Raw genomic sequence first — 15341 nt, forward strand, 5'->3', positions numbered from 1 at the left:
AAGCGCTGCCGAAGCCGACGCACCTGCGTTTTATATTTGTAATTCACGAACAAGCCCGTTCAGTCTTTAACAAACTCAATAAAAAGCAACCTGAAACTCCATCGCCCATGCAAAAGAATGGCGCCACTCGAAAGTGGCGCCAGAAAAGAAAAGCACTGACGGACGTTGAACTCAGGCCGTATCGTCGGAGCGATGCCGTCTGATCAGCTCGCTATTGGTGCGCAATAGTGCCAGCAACACATCCTGATAGTCGGCACGCACGGCATAGTTGTCGAGCGTATCGATCAGCGCTTCGGCACTCACCGCTCCTTGAGATGCCATGTTGGCACGGGCGACGCGCAGCCGTTCATAGGCGCGGTGAGTGTTGAGGTTGTGCATGTAGCTTCTCACTGCCTCCTGAACACTGTCGAAAGCCTGGTAGCGGCGACCGCTACCCTGCTGACCCAGGCCACAGTCATCGCTGAAACAGCGAATACCGAACAGATTGTTGCCCTGACGCGCGAAGCGCGAGGTTCCCCAGCCGGACTCCTCGACAGCCTGGATCACGACGAGTTCCAGGGGCAAGGTATCGACACGTCTCAGTAGACGCTCATCAATGCCCTGGCCACGGCACTCGAGGCGATAGCTTTCGCACAGCTCTGCCAGGCGCTCACGCTCGGCCTCATCGAGAGTAAGATCGCGCTCCTGAGCGGCCATGAGCCAGTCCCGCTTGGCGGCGATTCGCGCGTTTTCGGCTTCGACGAGCGGTACCAGCAGGTTGAGAAATGCCGCCTTGCGTTTGGGACCGGCCGGTACACCGCGCAGGTCGGGAAGTTCGGCAATGGGGTCGAGATCGTTGAAAGCCTCCAGCGCATCGAACGCTGGGGGTATGGCCGCCACGTGGGATTCGAAGGCGTCCGCCAGCAGCGGAGCGGCAATGATGCCAGCCACCATGCCGGCAGCCAGGAAGGTCGTCATACACTGTTTGAAACGGGCCAGCTTGAAATCAAGGCATGATTTGATCGGGCGCATCGTCGTCGATCCGTGAAAAGATGACCAAGACTAGCAGTAATCATGCCAGGGACTAAGCATTTTTTGAACATGAAAAAATAAACCCTGCCGGCATGCGCTGCCTGCAGGGTTAGTGGTGGCTAATCTCGGTCAGGCAGTCAAGAAGGCATTAAGCCGTTTGACATAGGCCGCCGGATCGTCGAGATGACCGCCCTCGGCGATAATCGCCTGGTCGAGAAGGATGCGCGCCAGGTCCGCAAAGCGCTTCTCGCTTACCGACTCGAGGCGTGCCACCAGAGCATGCCCGGGATTGAGCTCGAGAATCGGCTTGACCTCCGGCACCTTCTGTCCCGCCGCTTCCATGATGCGCCGCATCTGGAAACCCATCTCATGCTCGGGCAGCACCACGCAGGCAGGAGAGTCGGTGAGGCGGTGGGTCACCTTGACCTCCTGTACCTCCTCGCCAAGCGCCTCCTTGACGCGCTTGACCAGCTCCTCCTTGGCCTTGGCCGTTTCCTCCTGGGCCTTCTTCTCTTCCTCGCCTTCGATCTCGCCAAGATCCAGCTCGCCCTTGGCGATATCGACAAAGGCCTTGCCGTCGAACTCGGTGAGATGACTCATCAACCACTCATCGATACGCTCGGAGAGCAGCAGCACCTCGATGCCCTTCTTGCGGAAGATCTCTAGATGCGGGCTGTGCTTGGCCGCGTTGAAGCTGTCGGCGACGATATAGTAGATCTTCTGCTGCCCCTCCTTCATGCGCGACACGTAGCCGGCCAGCGATTGGTCCTGCGTCGAGCTATCGGTGTGGGTGGTCGCGAAACGCAGCAGGGCGGCGATCTTGTCACGATTGGCGAAGTCCTCCGCCGGCCCCTCCTTCAACACGCTGCCGAAGGTGTTCCAGAAGGTCTGGTACTGCTCGCCATCCTTGGACAGCTTCTTGAGCATGTCCAGCGCGCGCTTAGTCAGTGCCGCCTTCACCTTGTCGACCTGCGGGTCCTGCTGCAGCAGTTCACGGGAGACGTTGAGCGACAGGTCCCGAGTATCCACTACACCCTTGATGAAACGCAGGTAGAGCGGCAGGAACTGCTCGGCATCGTCCATGATGAAGACACGCTGCACATAGAGCTTGAGACCACGGGCGCCGTCACGCTCATAGAGATCGAAGGGCGCACGCCCCGGCACGTAGAGCAGGCTAGTGTACTCGAGCTTGCCCTCCACCTTGTTGTGACTCCAGGCCAGCGGATCATTGAAATCATGCGCCACATGCTTGTAGAAAGCCTTGTATTCGTCGTCGCTGACCTCGCCCTTGGGACGTACCCAAAGCGCAGTGGCTTCGTTGACGGTCTCCCAGGAGGTCGTCTCGCTGCCCTCGATCTCCTTGCCCTCCTCGTCCCGGGCAGCCTCTACCTTGGGCATGCGAACCGGCACTTCGATATGATCGGAGTACTTGCGTACCAGGCCCTTGAGGCGGAATTCGTCGGCAAACTCCTTGGCATCCTTCTTGAGGTGCAGAACGATCTCGGTGCCACGCTCGGCCTTCTCGATCTCGGCGATGGTGAACTCGCCCTCCCCCTTGGAGCGCCACTCGACCCCTTCGCTAGCAGCAGTGCCGGCACGGCGGGTGCGCACGACCACTTCGTCGGCGACGATGAAACCGGAATAGAAGCCCACCCCGAACTGGCCGATCAGCCGGGCATCCTTCTGCTGTTCGCCTGAGAGCTGCTTGAGGAACTCCGCCGTACCGGAGCGGGCGATGGTGCCCAGATTCTTGATCACCTCGTCACGGTCCATGCCGATGCCGCTGTCGCGCAGCGTGACGGTGCCGGCCTTGGCATCGTGCTCGATCTCGATGCGCAGATCGCTGTCACCTTCATAGAGTGCATCGTTGTCCAGCGCTTGATAGCGCAGCTTGTCGCAGGCATCGGCAGCGTTGGAAATCAGCTCACGCAGGAAGATCTCCCGATTGGAGTAGAGGGAATGGATCATCAGATGCAGTAGCTGTTTGACTTCGGTCTGAAAACCCAGGGTTTCTTCATGGGTGGCGGTTGACATGGAGCAAGCCCTCATCGAATCGCAATCAAAAGTGGTATGCGCACACGGCGCATACCGGAGTAGGTAACGTGATCGAAATATGGGGCTGTCGCGACGCTTTTCAAGCACTCCGCTTGCGTATCGTGGCTAGGAGTTCAGCGAGTCGGGGTCCGGTACAGCCCCCTCCTTCCACGCTCTATACTCGGCGAGACGCCGATCGATACGTGTCAGCAGGAAACCGACGATGACCACGTCGTCCAGAAGGCCGATCAGCAGGATGAAGTCGGGGATGAGATCGAAGGGCATCAGCAGGTAAGCCAGCGCCAGCGCCATCCAGCCAAACGCCGACCAGGGTATCGGCCGGTAGCGGCCCATCACCACATCCCGCGTCATCGGCACGAACAGGCGCAAGGCACGCCCGATCCGACGAAACGCCCAGACCCGCCGTCGCAATCGGCTCCAGATCATCCAGCTAGATCCCTTTGCCATGCAATCGCTCCTCGAATGGTCGATGTCCTTGAGCGTAGCACGCGCCGGAGCGAGAGCATGCCGCTACTGGCGCGTTGGTTGTCGCAACCAAACGACACTACTCAGCGAGCCTGTCATGGGCGAGGATGGGGCCTGTCTTATTCTGCAAGCTAGAGGCGTGTCGCCATGCATCACAAGAGCCTGGTCAGGGGTTTGAGCACCCTGGTTACCACCCTGACATTGAGCGTGTCATTGCCCCTGTTCGCCGACGATCGTGCCATGCGCGAGGCGCTGGAAGCCGCCCGCAGCCAGCAGTGGTCGCGCATCGACCAGAGCGCCGTCGACGGACACATTCTCGCCGGCTACATCGAGTATCATCGGCTGCGCCATCAGCTGCCGCATGTCGAGCCCAATCAGGTACTCGACTTCATGGCGCGTCATGCCGACTCTCCTCTCGCCGAGTGGATGCGCGGTCAAGCGCAGTCGCAGTATGGCCAGGCCGGTCGCTACAGCGATCTACTGGCGGTCAGTGATGGTCCTCCCGCCGGGGGGGAGCGGCAGTGCTACTACTATACGGCCCTGCACGACAGGGACCCTGCCACCGCAGTGCAAGGGGGACGCGATCTATGGCTTGTCGGCCACTCCCAGTCCTCCGCTTGCGACCCGCTGTTTTCGAGGCTGCGCGCCAATGGCGGGATTACCGCCGACGATATCTGGGAGCGCAAGATGCTGGCCTGGCAGAGTGGCGAAAGCGGGCTAATGAGCTTTCTTGGTCGCCAGCTCGGCAGCGACTGGCAAGGCGCGCGAGACGCCGTGGAAGTGCTGAGCAGGGATTACGCCGCCATCACCCGGGTTCCGACCCACATCGGCCCCAATGGCGCCGGAAGCGGACCGCTCTTCGCCGCCGCCATGCATGGCTTCACCCGCGCCGATACCGAAGCGGCGCTGGAGGCGTGGCGCAAGATTGCCGCGCATATTCCGATCGAATCGCACCATCGCCAGGAGATCGAGCATGATCTGGCGTTCTACTCCATGGTCCGTAACGTCACTCACAACCTCGCCTGGGTCGATGACGTCCTGCCGCGGCTGGCATCCGGCAGCCTGCTCGAGCTGCGCGTGCGCAATGCGCTGGCCAGCCGTGACTGGTCCGGAGCCATCGGCTGGATCGAGATGATGCCCGAGGAGACCCGCCTCGATAGCCGTTGGCAATACTGGCTGGCGCGCGCCAAGGAAATCCAGGGCGATAGCATCGCTGCCAATCAGGCCTATGCCCGCGCTGCGCAAGGGCGAAACTTCTTCGGCTTCGCCGCATCAGACCGGCTCGGACAGCCCTATTCGCTGGGCCTGGAGCGTGCCTCCTTCAATGAGGAGTATCGCAGCGAGGTCGCCCAATGGCCGGTGGTACAGCGTACCCATGCGCTGATGCGCATCGGCGAGCAGGGGCTTGCCAATAGCGAATGGTATAGCGCCATCGAGCGAGCCAACGAAGAGCAGGCGCGCGCGCTGGCCGACTACGCCCAGCGTCAGGGCTGGTATGCCAAGCTGGTGCAGACCACGATCACCGGGCGCATGTGGGATGCTCTCGACTGGCGGTTTCCCGAGGCCTACCGTGAGAGCTTCATGCGCTGGGGCGAGTCTACCGGAGTCGATCCCTACCTGCTGATGGGGATCGCCAGGCGCGAGAGTGCCTACAACACCGAAGCCCTCTCGCCAGCAGGCGCGCGTGGCCTGATGCAGCTGATGCCGGGCACGGCCACCCTGCTTGCCCGCCAGCTGGGCATCAGCGATCCCGGCCCCTACGGCGTGCTCGAGCCGGAAATGAACATTCGACTTGGCAGCACCTATATCCGCGACATGATCGATCGCTATCGGGGCAATCGCCTGGCCGCCGCCGCCGCCTACAACGCCGGGCCAGGCCGGGTAGACCGCTGGCTACGCGACGCGCCGGAGGAGTTCGACCTATTCGTCGAAAGCATCCCGTTCCGCGAGACCCGCGACTATGTTCAGGCGGTACTCGCCTATCGCGTGATTTTTGAAAGTCTGGCCAATGGCGGCAACACCGACGGGATCGCCATGCTCAGCGCGCATGAAACCAATGTGCGCTACGACGCCTCGCTACTGGCCCGCAACTGATAACGCCACCGAACCCGCCCCGGCGGGTTCGGCTTTCTCATGAATGGTCCTCAACGCTCTGAGCGCATCAGGCGGGGCGCTGCTCGAGGGCCAGCTTGAGGCCGAAGCCGATCATCATCACCCCGGTCGCGCCGTCCAGGCTGCGCGATACCCAGCGCTTGGCGAGCCATGGCCCAGCACTGCCCACCATAACCGCGATGCCGATCTGCCAGATATTGGCGATGACGAAGTGCATGCCCGCTAGCCACAGTGACTTCAATAGTGCCGGATCCTCTGGCGCGATGAACTGCGGCAGGAAGGCCATGTAGAAGACGACAGTCTTGGGATTGAGGACGTTGGAGAGAAACCCTTCGCGTAGCGGTACATGCATTGCCACCGGCTGTCGCACGCCGCCAGCCCCAGTCACGGGTAACGCCGCGCCGCGCCTCACACTGGCAAGGCTCTGCACGCCAAGCCAGATCAGATAGAGCGCCCCGGCCAGTTTCAGTAGCCCGAAGGCCCACGCCGATTGCAGCAGGATGAGCGAGATTCCCAGCGCCGACACCGCGGCATGCACGAACAGACCACAGCAGATCGCCAGGCTGGTGATTACACCATCACGCAAGCCCCCCCTTGCGGTATTGCGGATTACCAGAAGCGTATCTACCCCCGGGCTCATGGTCAGCAGGGTGATGGCAACTAGAAAGGGCCAGAAGGAGGCATCGAAGAACGTCATAGAGGCCCCTTGAAGATAAAATCGAAGGCTTGAAAAGGGGCAGAAGAAGCGAAATCCCGATTCTGGACGTGCATGATATTTCCATCTAAAGTGATTTGGCGGGCATCAACCAGTAGTCTCGCGGCATTATCTTGAGGCAACGGGGGTAACGATGCACCCACCGCTGCGTCGGTTGGCATGATGAAAGTCGTCAGTTGTTGTTCGATTCCTTCGAGACTCCCAGTGCGGCTTCTTCTTTGCTTAACCACGCACTACGGGCATTGCATCTGGCCAAGCCAATGCGGCCCTGCACCATCATTAAGTTCGTTAAGGAAATCAACAATGGCAACTGGCACTGTCAAGTGGTTCAACGATACCAAGGGCTACGGCTTCATCTCACCGGATGACGGCGGTGATGATCTGTTTGCTCACTTCTCTGAAATCCAGGCCGATGGCTTCAAGACCCTGCAGGATGGCCAGAAGGTGACCTTCGAAGTCACGCAAGGCAAGAAGGGTCTTCAGGCGGCCAATATCAAGATCGCAAACTGAGTGTTGACCGCCTTGGCGTCGCCAGTTGCCCCGCGTAGCCTTACTAACGCTCGGCTCGACTAGTCAGTGCTACAAGCAAGTGGTATGACATAAAGGCAAGACAGGGCCACCCAACGGGTGGCCCTTTTAGCTGGTCCTCAATTAGCCACGCCTGGCTCCTGAGACTCCACTTCTTCGAACTGCTCATCGATCTGGCGCTGGGCTTCTTCGAAGCGGCGCTCCGTCTCCTGCAGGAATTCATCGATATCGCTATCGCTGGTTTCGCCGGGCATCGCGGTCTGGTCATCGATCGTTGCCGGGACATCGTCTTCACGCGTTTGCGGCGTTTCCACGTCGGGATCTGCCGGCACTGCGCGCTCGCCTGGCTCTACCGGTGCATCCGCCGTACCGGCGGGCAAATCGTTGGCCGTGGCGGCCTCGTCGTCAGCACCGATGGGAGTCTGACCCGCTCCGTTCACACCGGAGTCACCCGCGGTGGTGCCGGCAGGCTGCTCTAGGCTGGGGTCTTGCTGAGTGGCCTGCGGATCTGACGCAGGATCCTGCGCCGGAGCCTCTTGTGTTGGTGGCTCCTGTGCAGGTACATCCTGTGTCGCCGGCTCATCGTCACCATTTCCACAGCCGGCCAGACCCAAGCTCAATGCCAGCATCATCGATGCTGCTATCCAGGGCTTGTTGCTCATCAATCGTTCTCCTTAAAAAACCTTCGTCCAGGCGCTTCTCTCATGCCCTAGTCATCACCATCATAACGTCATTCGCCGATGTCTTCGTTCCACACCTCCGGATACTGGGCGATAAAGGTCTGCATCAGGGCGTGACACGTCCCATCGTCGAGCACTTCAAGCTCTACCCCCTGCTCACGCAACAGTGTCTCGCCGCCGAGAAAAGTGCGATTCTCGCCAATCACTACCCGGGGTATCCCATAGAGCAGGATTGCACCGGTACACATCGGGCAAGGCGACAGGGTGGTATAGAGCACCGACTCGCGATACACCTGGGCCGGTTGACGCCCGGCATTCTCCAAGGCATCCATCTCGCCATGCAGGACGACACTGCCTCGCTGCTGACGCTGATTGTGGCCACGTCCGATGATACGCCCTCGATGAACCAGCACCGAGCCGATCGGCACGCCTCCTTCGGCAAGACCGAGACGCGCCTCGTCGATGGCCACCTGCATGAAAGTATCCATAATGCCCCTCCATCCATCGCGACAGGTCGCGAATCGATACATGACAGCAACCAGCTTAACGTGCGTGGTCCCGGGGGTGTAGCCTCAGCTCTCCCGCGGCGGGTGCTCCGCGAGCAATGGCGGCATGGGACATTCGAACATATCCGCCAAGGCCCGGAACAGCTCGGCCTCCGCCACGCTCACCTGCCCGTCATGCTCGATGCACACCGCGAGGCTCTCGAGCAGTCGCGAACGATCTGCCTGGCGGCTCTGCAACAGACGATCCATGGCCCTATCCAGTTCGGCGAAGCTTGCCGGCGTTTCCTGATAGGTCAGGGAGAGTTCGGGCAGTACCGTCTGAGCCGCTTCGCAGGCACGCCTTGCCTCCTCTCCATCGACACCGCCAGCCCTTGCCATGGTCGAGATCACCAGGGCCACCGGCGCCTCGAGATCGGTCAGGCGCGCCTCACGCCGGCGTTGCTGCCCTCCCTCCACGCCCTGGATCAATACGCGGTAGAGTGCCCACTGCATGGCACCGGGGGCACGCTCCGCCTCGACCAACTTGCCAAGGCAGGTCTTGAAGACGGCGTACTGCGACGTTGAGAGCTGCTTGAGCACCGGCATCGCCAGTTCCAGCAATGCCAGGCGGTGGCGAGGATCGAGCGTCTCAAGGGGCTCGGCGAGATCGCCAAGGGCGGCTACCACCGTGGGATCGGCAAACTGCCTAAGCAATGCATACTGCCGCTCACGGCTGCCGGGCTCGAGTCCCATCATGATGCCGTAGGCAAGCGCACGTGCGGAGAAGGGGTCGTGAGCTGCCTCGAGCAACCGGTCATCGAGAGTCGCCAGGGTTTCACGCGCCTGCTCCAGGTGAGGCTGGTCGAGTGTTCCGATGGTGGCCAGGGCCGAGGCGATCAGTGCCCGGGAGTTCGTCGGCAGGGTGGATAGTCCACTGCCCTGGCCGATACCGCTTGAGGTCTCCGGTATCGCCTCCTCACGCCTGGTGCGCCGCGCCTCACGCGATGCGTCGTCAAGCGTGGGCAGCTCACCATTCCAATTCGGCAGCACACGACGTATCCGCGTCTCGAGCGGGGGGTGGGTCGACATCGGCCCACTGGCCGAGACACCCCGGCTGAAATAAAAGTGGCTGTACTCGGAAGCATTGGCAGCCTGAAGTTGCGATCCACGTTGATGGGCGGCGATCTTCATCAGCGCCCCACCGATCCCTTCCGGCTGACGCGTGAACTGTACCGCCGATGCATCGGCCAGGAACTCCCGCTGCCGGCTTACCGCGGCCTTGATCAGGCTGCCGCAGAGCGTGCCGACATAGCCGACCACCATCAGCGCGGCACCCAACGCCAGCATCACAGCGTGAGAATTGTCGCGGCGCGAGCGTGTCGCGCTACTCATGGCGCCCCCGCGCAGCACCATGTGACCAATCAAGCCGATGAGCAGCAAGCCGTGAAGCAGTGCCACCAGGCGCAGATTGAGTCGCATGTCGCCGTTGAGGATATGGCTGAATTCATGTGCCACCACGCCCTGCAGCTCATCGCGATCGAGCAGCTCGATCGCCCCACGGGTCATGCCGATCACCGCATCCTGGGGCGAATGGCCGGCGGCGAAAGCATTGATCGCGTTGTCTTCGATCAGGTAGACCGCCGGGACCGGCGTACCCGAGGCCAGCGCCATCTCCTCGACGATATTGAGGATCTGGCGCTCGTTGGCATCGCGGGTCTGGACGTTGAGCAGCCGCCCGCCCATCGCCTCGGCGACGGCACGGCCACCCGCACGCAGCTGCATGTGCTTGAACAGGCTGCCCAGCACCACCACTGCCAGCACCGCGAGCGCCGTGGTGCCAAGCAAGCGCGGATCGAGGGCAGAGGCGAAGGTCTCGGCATCGATGGCCTGCTGCCCCTGCCCTGTCGTGCCATCGGCCAGCACCAGCACCAGTGACACGGCAAGACTCGCCATGACGATCAGCGAGATCAACGCCAGTGCCATGAGCAGTATCAACCTGCCGGTATAGCGCTTGGCCCGCTCCTGGGCGCCGAAGAAATCGACCGGTCCGCCTGCCATCTAGAACGAGACCTTGGGTGCTTCCTGAAGTGCTGCGCTATCCTCGAACTCCAGCAGTGCGGCATCCTCACGGTGGCCGAAGGTGCTCGCCAGCAGCACCGGCGGAAAGCTCTGGCGATAGGTGTTGTACTGCATCACGGCATCGTTGAAGGCCTGGCGCGCGAAGGCGACACGATTCTCGGTGCTGGTCAGCGTTTCGCTGAGCTGCTGCATATTGGCCGATGCCTTGAGATCGGGGTAGGCCTCCATGACCACGTTGAGACGTCCAAGCGCCGAGCCCAGCGCACCTTCTGCCCCGGCCAGCTGGGCCATCGCCTTAGGATCTCCCGGTTGAGATGCCGCCGTCTGCAAGCCGGCCATGGCACCATTGCGGGCCTGTATCACCGCCTCCAGCGTTTCGCGCTCGTGGGACATGTAAGCCTTGGCGGTCTCCACCAGGTTGGGAATCAGATCGTAGCGGCGCTTGAGCTGCACCTCGATCTGGGCGAAGGCGTTCTGATAGCGGTTACGCAGCGACACCAGAGAGTTGTAGATATTGACGCCGTAGAAGACCAGTGCCGCCACGATCACCAGGAGTACGATCGTTGTGATTTCCATGCATCCCTTCCTGTTCTTGGCGTCAGTCGCCGTGATGAATCAAGCCCCGCCGTGGCAATTGAGGCACACCTGGCCACGACGAGAACCTATTTTAGTGGATAGCTTACTAGGCCAGCGGCGCAAGACGAAACTCCAGGACACCGCCCTCATTGCGCAGGCGCTCGGCAAGGCGTCCGATATTGTCCCGATCGCGTGTCTCAAGCGTCATATGGTATTCATAGACCGTGCCACGCTGCACCAGGCGGTAGGTCAGCGCCTTGACGCGAAAGCCGTGTTGGCCGACCAGCTCGCGCACCTGCGCCTCATCGAGCACGGAATCGTTGGCGAAAGAGAGCATGTGGTCGGCAAAGTGCTGGCTTGGCATGCGCGCCTCCATCCAGCGAAACAGCGATAGCGTGACAAGCGTACAGAGGGTCACCAGAATCGCCGGGAACAGGAAGCCGATGCCGTACAGAATGCCCAGCGCCGCCGTCATCCAGATCGAGGCGGCGGTGGTCAGGCCGCGCACGGTGAGACCCTCCTTGAAGATCACCCCTGCGCCGAGAAAGCCGATGCCGGTCATGATCCCCTGCGCCATGCGGGTGGGGTCGGTCGTGACCGCCGTTGTCGGCATCATCGCGCCAAACCACTGCCCTTGATGCGTGGTGACCATCATCAATAGTGCGGACGCCAGGCACACCAGCGCATGAGTACGAAAGCCCGCCGGCCGGCCATGAAAACTCCGCTCCATACCGATCAGGCTACCGGCCAACCAGGCGGAGCCAAGATAGAACACCATCATCACTTCATCGGACGACATCGAATCCTCCCTTGCGTCGTTATGACGTCAATGCTCATCATAGCGTGCCAGGGTCGAATTCCGACAGAAGTCATTGAACGGCTGGGTCCGTAAACATCGAGAAAAAGGCGACACATGCAAGAGTTCTTCAACTGGATAGGCACCCGTATCGGCGAGGCTATTCACTTTGTCGTCGATCTTCTGGTGATCTTTTTTGCCAATATCGGCGGCGCGATGGCGAGCTTCGTTCAAGGGCTCAGTGCAGCGTTGGGCATCAATCCCACCCTGTTCAGCCTGGTGGTGCTGCTGATCGGCCTGTGGTTGCTTTATCACGGAGTACGTGCCCTGCTTCAGCGACGTATCATCGGCGCTCTGATCCTGGCATTTCTTGGCTTCATGGTACTGAGCTGGCTGATGCGTTGAGTCATTGCATGTAAGAAAAAACACATCGATAAGGCCGCCCAATAGGCAGCCTTATGACGTTAAAGAAGACTAACCAGGCGGCATGCTACGGCGCAAGGGACTTGTGCACGATCTCATAGACATTGGGCGAGAGCTTCTCTGCACTGATGCGCTCAAGCGCTGTCTTCATCAAGTCCTGACGCTTTTCGTCGAAACGCTGCCAATGCGTCAGGGGCGCGACGAGACGCGCCGCGATCTCCGGATTCAAACGGTTGAGCTCGATCACCACATTGGCCAGAAGCGCATAACCCGCCCCATCGATGCGGTGGAAATTGACGCGATTCTGCCCGGCGAAGGTGCCGATCAGCGCGCGCACCTTGTTGGGATTCTTCAACGAAAACGCGGGATGATTCATGAGATATTCGAGCCGCTCGAGCACATCTGGCTGCGGTCGGGTCACCTGAATACTGAACCACTGATCCATGACCAGCGGGTCATGAGCCCACTTCTCGGCAAAGCGTTTGAGTGCCGGCTCGGCAAGCTCGCCACGTGAGCTATGTGTGAGCAGCATCAATGCCATGCGCACATCGGTCATGTTGTGGCCGGCCTCGAACTGCCGCTGAGCCAGGGTCAGCGCCTCCTCGTCCTCGATGCTCATCAGGTAGGTGAGCGCCACATTCTTCAAACGGCGGGCGGCGATCTGCTCAGGCGTCGGGGCATAGGGCTCGTCCGACAGATTGTCATGATAGACCGCCATGAATTCGTCGCGCAGCGCCACGACCAGGGACTGCTCGACGAAGTGACGCGCCGCATGAATGGCATCGACGTCCACCATCGGCTGCTGCTCGGCGATATAGGCCTCCGATGGCAACATCAGCATCTCGGCAAGTACCGCCTTGTCATCGGCAGGTGATGTGAGCAGGCCACGGAAGGCATCGATCACGCGCACATCCATGACTTTCTCGACGCCATTGCGGTGGGCGGCGATCAGATCATCGAGCGCCAGCATCGCCAGGCGCTGACCCGCGTCCCAGCGGTTGAAGCCATCGCTGTCATGCTGCAGTAGAAAGGCAAGATCCTCGCGCCCGTAGGGGAAGCGCAGCTTGACCGGCGCCGAGAAGCCGCGCAGCAGCGAGGGTACCGGCGCCTCGGCGATGTCGGTGAAGACGAAATGCTGCTCCTCTTCGCGCAGGTGGATCACCGCATCCTTGCCGAGGCTTTCTCCCTCGAGCGTCATCGATAGATCCATACCCGACTTGGTGCCGACCAACCCCATACGCACCGGGATATACAGCGGCTTCTTGTGGGGCTGACCGGGCGTGGCTGGGGTACGTTGGCGAAGCGTCAAGTGATATTCACCCTTGGCGTAATCATACTCGCCATTGGCATCGATCTCTGGCGTACCGGCCTGGGAGTACCAGAGCATGAATTGGGAGAGGTCCAGTCCCGACACCTCACCCATGCAGCCGACGAAGTCCTCGATGGTCACGGCCTGGCCATCGAAACGCTCGAAGTAGAGATCGCTGCCACGACGGAAATTTTCCCACCCAAGCAGATTGCAGAGCATGCGCACCACTTCCGAGCCTTTCTCGTAGATGGTAAGGGTGTAGAAGTTGCCGATCTCGATGTAGTGATCAGGCCTGACCGGGTGCGCGGTGGGGCCGGCATCCTCAGCGAACTGCGCGGTGCGGAAGAATGCGACATCCTCGATACGCTTGACCGCGGCCGAATTGACATCGGCGCTGAAGCACTGATCGCGAAAGACCGTGAAGCCCTCCTTCAACGACAGCTGGAACCAGTCGCGGCAGGTCACTCGGTTGCCCGACCAGTTGTGAAAGTATTCGTGGGCGACGATCCCCTCGACACGCTGGAAGGCCTCATCGGTGGCGGTCTGCGGATGGGTAAGCACCGCTGCCGAGTTGAATATGTTGAGGCCCTTGTTCTCCATGGCGCCCATGTTGAAGTCATTGACCGCAACGATCATGAACAGGTCGAGATCGTACTCGCGCCCATAGGTCTGCTCATCCCATGTCATGGCACGTTTAAGCGACGCCATGGCATGCTCGGTCTTGTCGAGATTCTCCGCCTCGACCCATAGCTGCAGCAGCACCTCACGGCCGCTCATGGTGGTGAAACTATCCTCCACCTTCTTGAGATCACCGGCGACCAGCGCGAACAGATAGCTGGGCTTGGGGTGCGGATCCTCCCAGGTCACGAAGTGTTTTCCGTTGGGGAGCTCGCCGCGCTCCACCGGGTTGCCGTTGGAGAGCAGTACCGGCAGGCTCGCCTTGTCGCCGATCACGGTGGTGGAGAAGGTCGACATGACATCCGGCCGATCGGGATAGTAGGTGATGCGCCGAAACCCTTCGGCTTCGCACTGAGTGCAGAACATGCCGTTGGAGAGGTAGAGGCCGGAGAGTGCGGTATTGGCGGCAGGATCAATCTCGACTTGCGTGTCGAGCCGGAAGCGCGATGGCGCACGTTTGATGGTCAGGTGGCGATCGTCGACCTCGTACTCGGTGTCCTCCAGGACCTCGCCGTCGATGGCGATGTGCTTGAGGGCGAGATGTTCGCCATCGAGTATCAGCGGAAGCTCAGCCTCATCGCGACGCTGCGGATGACGCTCGATATGCAGACGGGCACTGACCAGAGTGGTGGAGGACGTCAGGTCGAACTTGAGCTCGGTGTGGGTAACGCGGTAGGCCGGTGGCTGATAATCGTGCAGGTAGGTCGGCTTCGGTGCTGACATCGCGGGAACGCTCCTGTTCGGTGATTACCGATCATTGTAAGGCGCTGCGGGGGGCAGACTCAAAGCCGCAAATTGTCCTCGTGATGATCAGCGAGACTCGACCAAACGCGGCTCTCCCAGTTCCGACTCGCCCGACCGGGAATAGATCGACGCGGACTGGCGTGGCTCCGGACGCGTGGCGATCCACACCCCCAGCAAGCCAAGCCCCACGATCAAGGCAAGCTTGACTGTAAGCGTATTGACCACCAGCGCGATGACCAGCATCGAGAAGGCCAGCATCGCCACCGCGAGGCGTTTGACATGGCGCGGTATGGCACGCTCTTGCTCCCAGGCGAGCACCGGCGGGCCGAAGCGGGGATGGCGACGAATCCATGCCGCAAAGCGCGGTGACCCCCTGGAAGCCGACCACACCGCCAGCAGCATGAAACAAGTAGTGGGCATGAGAGGCACGAAGACCCCGATCACGCCAAGCGCAAAGCACAGCCAGGCGAATAGCAGGTAGGTGATATTTCTCATCGGTTGCCAGATAGACGCCAGCAGCGACGCCGCAGAGCGTTTCTGCTCGTATTGTTCGTTCACTGGCCCTCCTCCTGTCCTGTCGAATCGCATGTGGCGAGTCACGATCGCTGCAGCCACCGCAGCTTGACTCGTAATAACGTCACCCCCTTAGCCTGCATTGCCCTTTTACGTTAAGCGCCTACTTGTT

Annotated in this window: 14 protein-coding genes; 3 read left to right on the plus strand and 11 right to left on the minus strand. The window is 60.9% G+C overall.

Annotated features, from left to right (window positions below; genetic code table 11):
• Positions 1-171 precede the first annotated feature (171 nt).
• The 3 genes from HJD22_RS06660 to HJD22_RS06670 all read right to left on the minus strand — a co-directional run bounded on the left by HJD22_RS06660 (position 172) and on the right by HJD22_RS06670 (position 3513).
• Positions 172-957 carry a glucosaminidase domain-containing protein gene (locus HJD22_RS06660; RefSeq protein ID WP_248730143.1) on the minus strand — a complete coding sequence of 262 codons (786 nt, stop codon included), beginning with the start codon at positions 955-957 and terminating at the stop codon, positions 172-174.
• Positions 958-1140: 183 nt separating this feature from the next.
• On the minus strand, positions 1141-3045 hold the full coding sequence (htpG, locus tag HJD22_RS06665) for a molecular chaperone HtpG (RefSeq protein ID WP_208655056.1): 1905 nt from the start codon (positions 3043-3045) through the stop codon (positions 1141-1143).
• 126 nt (positions 3046-3171) lie between these two features.
• Positions 3172-3513: a YkvA family protein gene (locus HJD22_RS06670; RefSeq protein ID WP_208655055.1), complete on the minus strand. Its 342-nt coding sequence runs from the start codon at positions 3511-3513 to the stop codon at positions 3172-3174.
• A gap of 258 nt (positions 3514-3771) precedes the next feature.
• Between HJD22_RS06670 and HJD22_RS06675 the strand changes: the two genes are divergently transcribed.
• Complete coding sequence (locus tag HJD22_RS06675) at positions 3772-5625, plus strand: transglycosylase SLT domain-containing protein (protein ID WP_248730153.1); 1854 nt, start codon at positions 3772-3774, stop codon at positions 5623-5625.
• Between the two features lie 67 nt (positions 5626-5692).
• On the opposite strand, the gene HJD22_RS06680 is transcribed toward HJD22_RS06675, so the two are convergent.
• Positions 5693-6340: a LysE family translocator gene (locus tag HJD22_RS06680; protein ID WP_208655053.1), complete on the minus strand. Its 648-nt coding sequence runs from the start codon at positions 6338-6340 to the stop codon at positions 5693-5695.
• A 321-nt stretch (positions 6341-6661) separates the two neighbouring features.
• On the opposite strand from HJD22_RS06680, the gene HJD22_RS06685 reads away from it, so the two are divergent.
• Positions 6662-6868 carry a cold-shock protein gene (locus HJD22_RS06685; protein ID WP_208655052.1) on the plus strand — a complete coding sequence of 69 codons (207 nt, stop codon included), beginning with the start codon at positions 6662-6664 and terminating at the stop codon, positions 6866-6868.
• A 137-nt stretch (positions 6869-7005) separates the two neighbouring features.
• Here the strand turns inward: HJD22_RS06685 and HJD22_RS06690 are convergent, their stop codons facing one another.
• From HJD22_RS06690 to HJD22_RS06710, 5 genes are all read right to left on the minus strand, one after another.
• Positions 7006-7548: a hypothetical protein gene (locus HJD22_RS06690; protein ID WP_208655051.1), complete on the minus strand. Its 543-nt coding sequence runs from the start codon at positions 7546-7548 to the stop codon at positions 7006-7008.
• 68 nt (positions 7549-7616) lie between these two features.
• Positions 7617-8054, minus strand: a complete 438-nt coding sequence (locus HJD22_RS06695) for a nucleoside deaminase (RefSeq protein ID WP_208655050.1) — start codon at positions 8052-8054, stop codon at positions 7617-7619.
• A gap of 84 nt (positions 8055-8138) precedes the next feature.
• Positions 8139-10109, minus strand: coding sequence for a M48 family metallopeptidase (locus tag HJD22_RS06700; RefSeq protein WP_208655049.1), 1971 nt, complete (start codon positions 10107-10109; stop codon positions 8139-8141).
• Positions 10110-10706: a LemA family protein gene (locus tag HJD22_RS06705; RefSeq protein WP_208655048.1), complete on the minus strand. Its 597-nt coding sequence runs from the start codon at positions 10704-10706 to the stop codon at positions 10110-10112. It abuts the gene before it with no gap.
• Between the two features lie 106 nt (positions 10707-10812).
• Positions 10813-11505: an MgtC/SapB family protein gene (locus tag HJD22_RS06710; protein WP_208655047.1), complete on the minus strand. Its 693-nt coding sequence runs from the start codon at positions 11503-11505 to the stop codon at positions 10813-10815.
• A 114-nt stretch (positions 11506-11619) separates the two neighbouring features.
• Here HJD22_RS06710 and HJD22_RS06715 point away from each other — a divergent pair, with 114 nt between their 5' ends.
• Complete coding sequence (locus HJD22_RS06715; RefSeq protein ID WP_208655046.1) at positions 11620-11907, plus strand: hypothetical protein; 288 nt, start codon at positions 11620-11622, stop codon at positions 11905-11907.
• Between the two features lie 85 nt (positions 11908-11992).
• On the opposite strand, the gene pepN is transcribed toward HJD22_RS06715, so the two are convergent.
• Together pepN and HJD22_RS06725 are read right to left on the minus strand one after the other, a co-directional pair.
• The gene (gene pepN, locus HJD22_RS06720) at positions 11993-14635 is read right to left on the minus strand and encodes an aminopeptidase N (RefSeq protein ID WP_208655045.1); all 2643 of its coding nucleotides are present in this window, start codon (positions 14633-14635) and stop codon (positions 11993-11995) included.
• A gap of 87 nt (positions 14636-14722) precedes the next feature.
• On the minus strand, positions 14723-15214 hold the full coding sequence (locus tag HJD22_RS06725; protein ID WP_248730144.1) for a YbaN family protein: 492 nt from the start codon (positions 15212-15214) through the stop codon (positions 14723-14725).
• Between the last annotated feature and the right edge of the window lie 127 nt (positions 15215-15341).

This window comes from Halomonas sp. TA22, assembly GCF_013009075.1.
In the GTDB taxonomy this organism is placed as follows: Bacteria; Pseudomonadota; Gammaproteobacteria; order Pseudomonadales; family Halomonadaceae; genus TA22.

What these genes read in the sequence shown, in the direction of transcription:
- HJD22_RS06660 (WP_248730143.1), bottom strand. Translation starts at nt 957, where the DNA reads ATGACGACCTTCCTGGCTGCCGGCATGGTGGCTGGCATCATTGCCGCT.
- htpG (WP_208655056.1), bottom strand. Translation starts at nt 3,045, where the DNA reads ATGTCAACCGCCACCCATGAAGAAACCCTGGGTTTTCAGACCGAAGTC.
- HJD22_RS06670 (WP_208655055.1), bottom strand. Translation starts at nt 3,513, where the DNA reads ATGGCAAAGGGATCTAGCTGGATGATCTGGAGCCGATTGCGACGGCGG.
- HJD22_RS06675 (WP_248730153.1), top strand. Translation starts at nt 3,772, where the DNA reads ATGCGCGAGGCGCTGGAAGCCGCCCGCAGCCAGCAGTGGTCGCGCATC.
- HJD22_RS06680 (WP_208655053.1), bottom strand. Translation starts at nt 6,340, where the DNA reads ATGACGTTCTTCGATGCCTCCTTCTGGCCCTTTCTAGTTGCCATCACC.
- HJD22_RS06685 (WP_208655052.1), top strand. Translation starts at nt 6,662, where the DNA reads ATGGCAACTGGCACTGTCAAGTGGTTCAACGATACCAAGGGCTACGGC.
- HJD22_RS06690 (WP_208655051.1), bottom strand. Translation starts at nt 7,548, where the DNA reads ATGAGCAACAAGCCCTGGATAGCAGCATCGATGATGCTGGCATTGAGC.
- HJD22_RS06695 (WP_208655050.1), bottom strand. Translation starts at nt 8,054, where the DNA reads ATGGATACTTTCATGCAGGTGGCCATCGACGAGGCGCGTCTCGGTCTT.
- HJD22_RS06700 (WP_208655049.1), bottom strand. Translation starts at nt 10,109, where the DNA reads ATGGCAGGCGGACCGGTCGATTTCTTCGGCGCCCAGGAGCGGGCCAAG.
- HJD22_RS06705 (WP_208655048.1), bottom strand. Translation starts at nt 10,706, where the DNA reads ATGGAAATCACAACGATCGTACTCCTGGTGATCGTGGCGGCACTGGTC.
- HJD22_RS06710 (WP_208655047.1), bottom strand. Translation starts at nt 11,505, where the DNA reads ATGTCGTCCGATGAAGTGATGATGGTGTTCTATCTTGGCTCCGCCTGG.
- HJD22_RS06715 (WP_208655046.1), top strand. Translation starts at nt 11,620, where the DNA reads ATGCAAGAGTTCTTCAACTGGATAGGCACCCGTATCGGCGAGGCTATT.
- pepN (WP_208655045.1), bottom strand. Translation starts at nt 14,635, where the DNA reads ATGTCAGCACCGAAGCCGACCTACCTGCACGATTATCAGCCACCGGCC.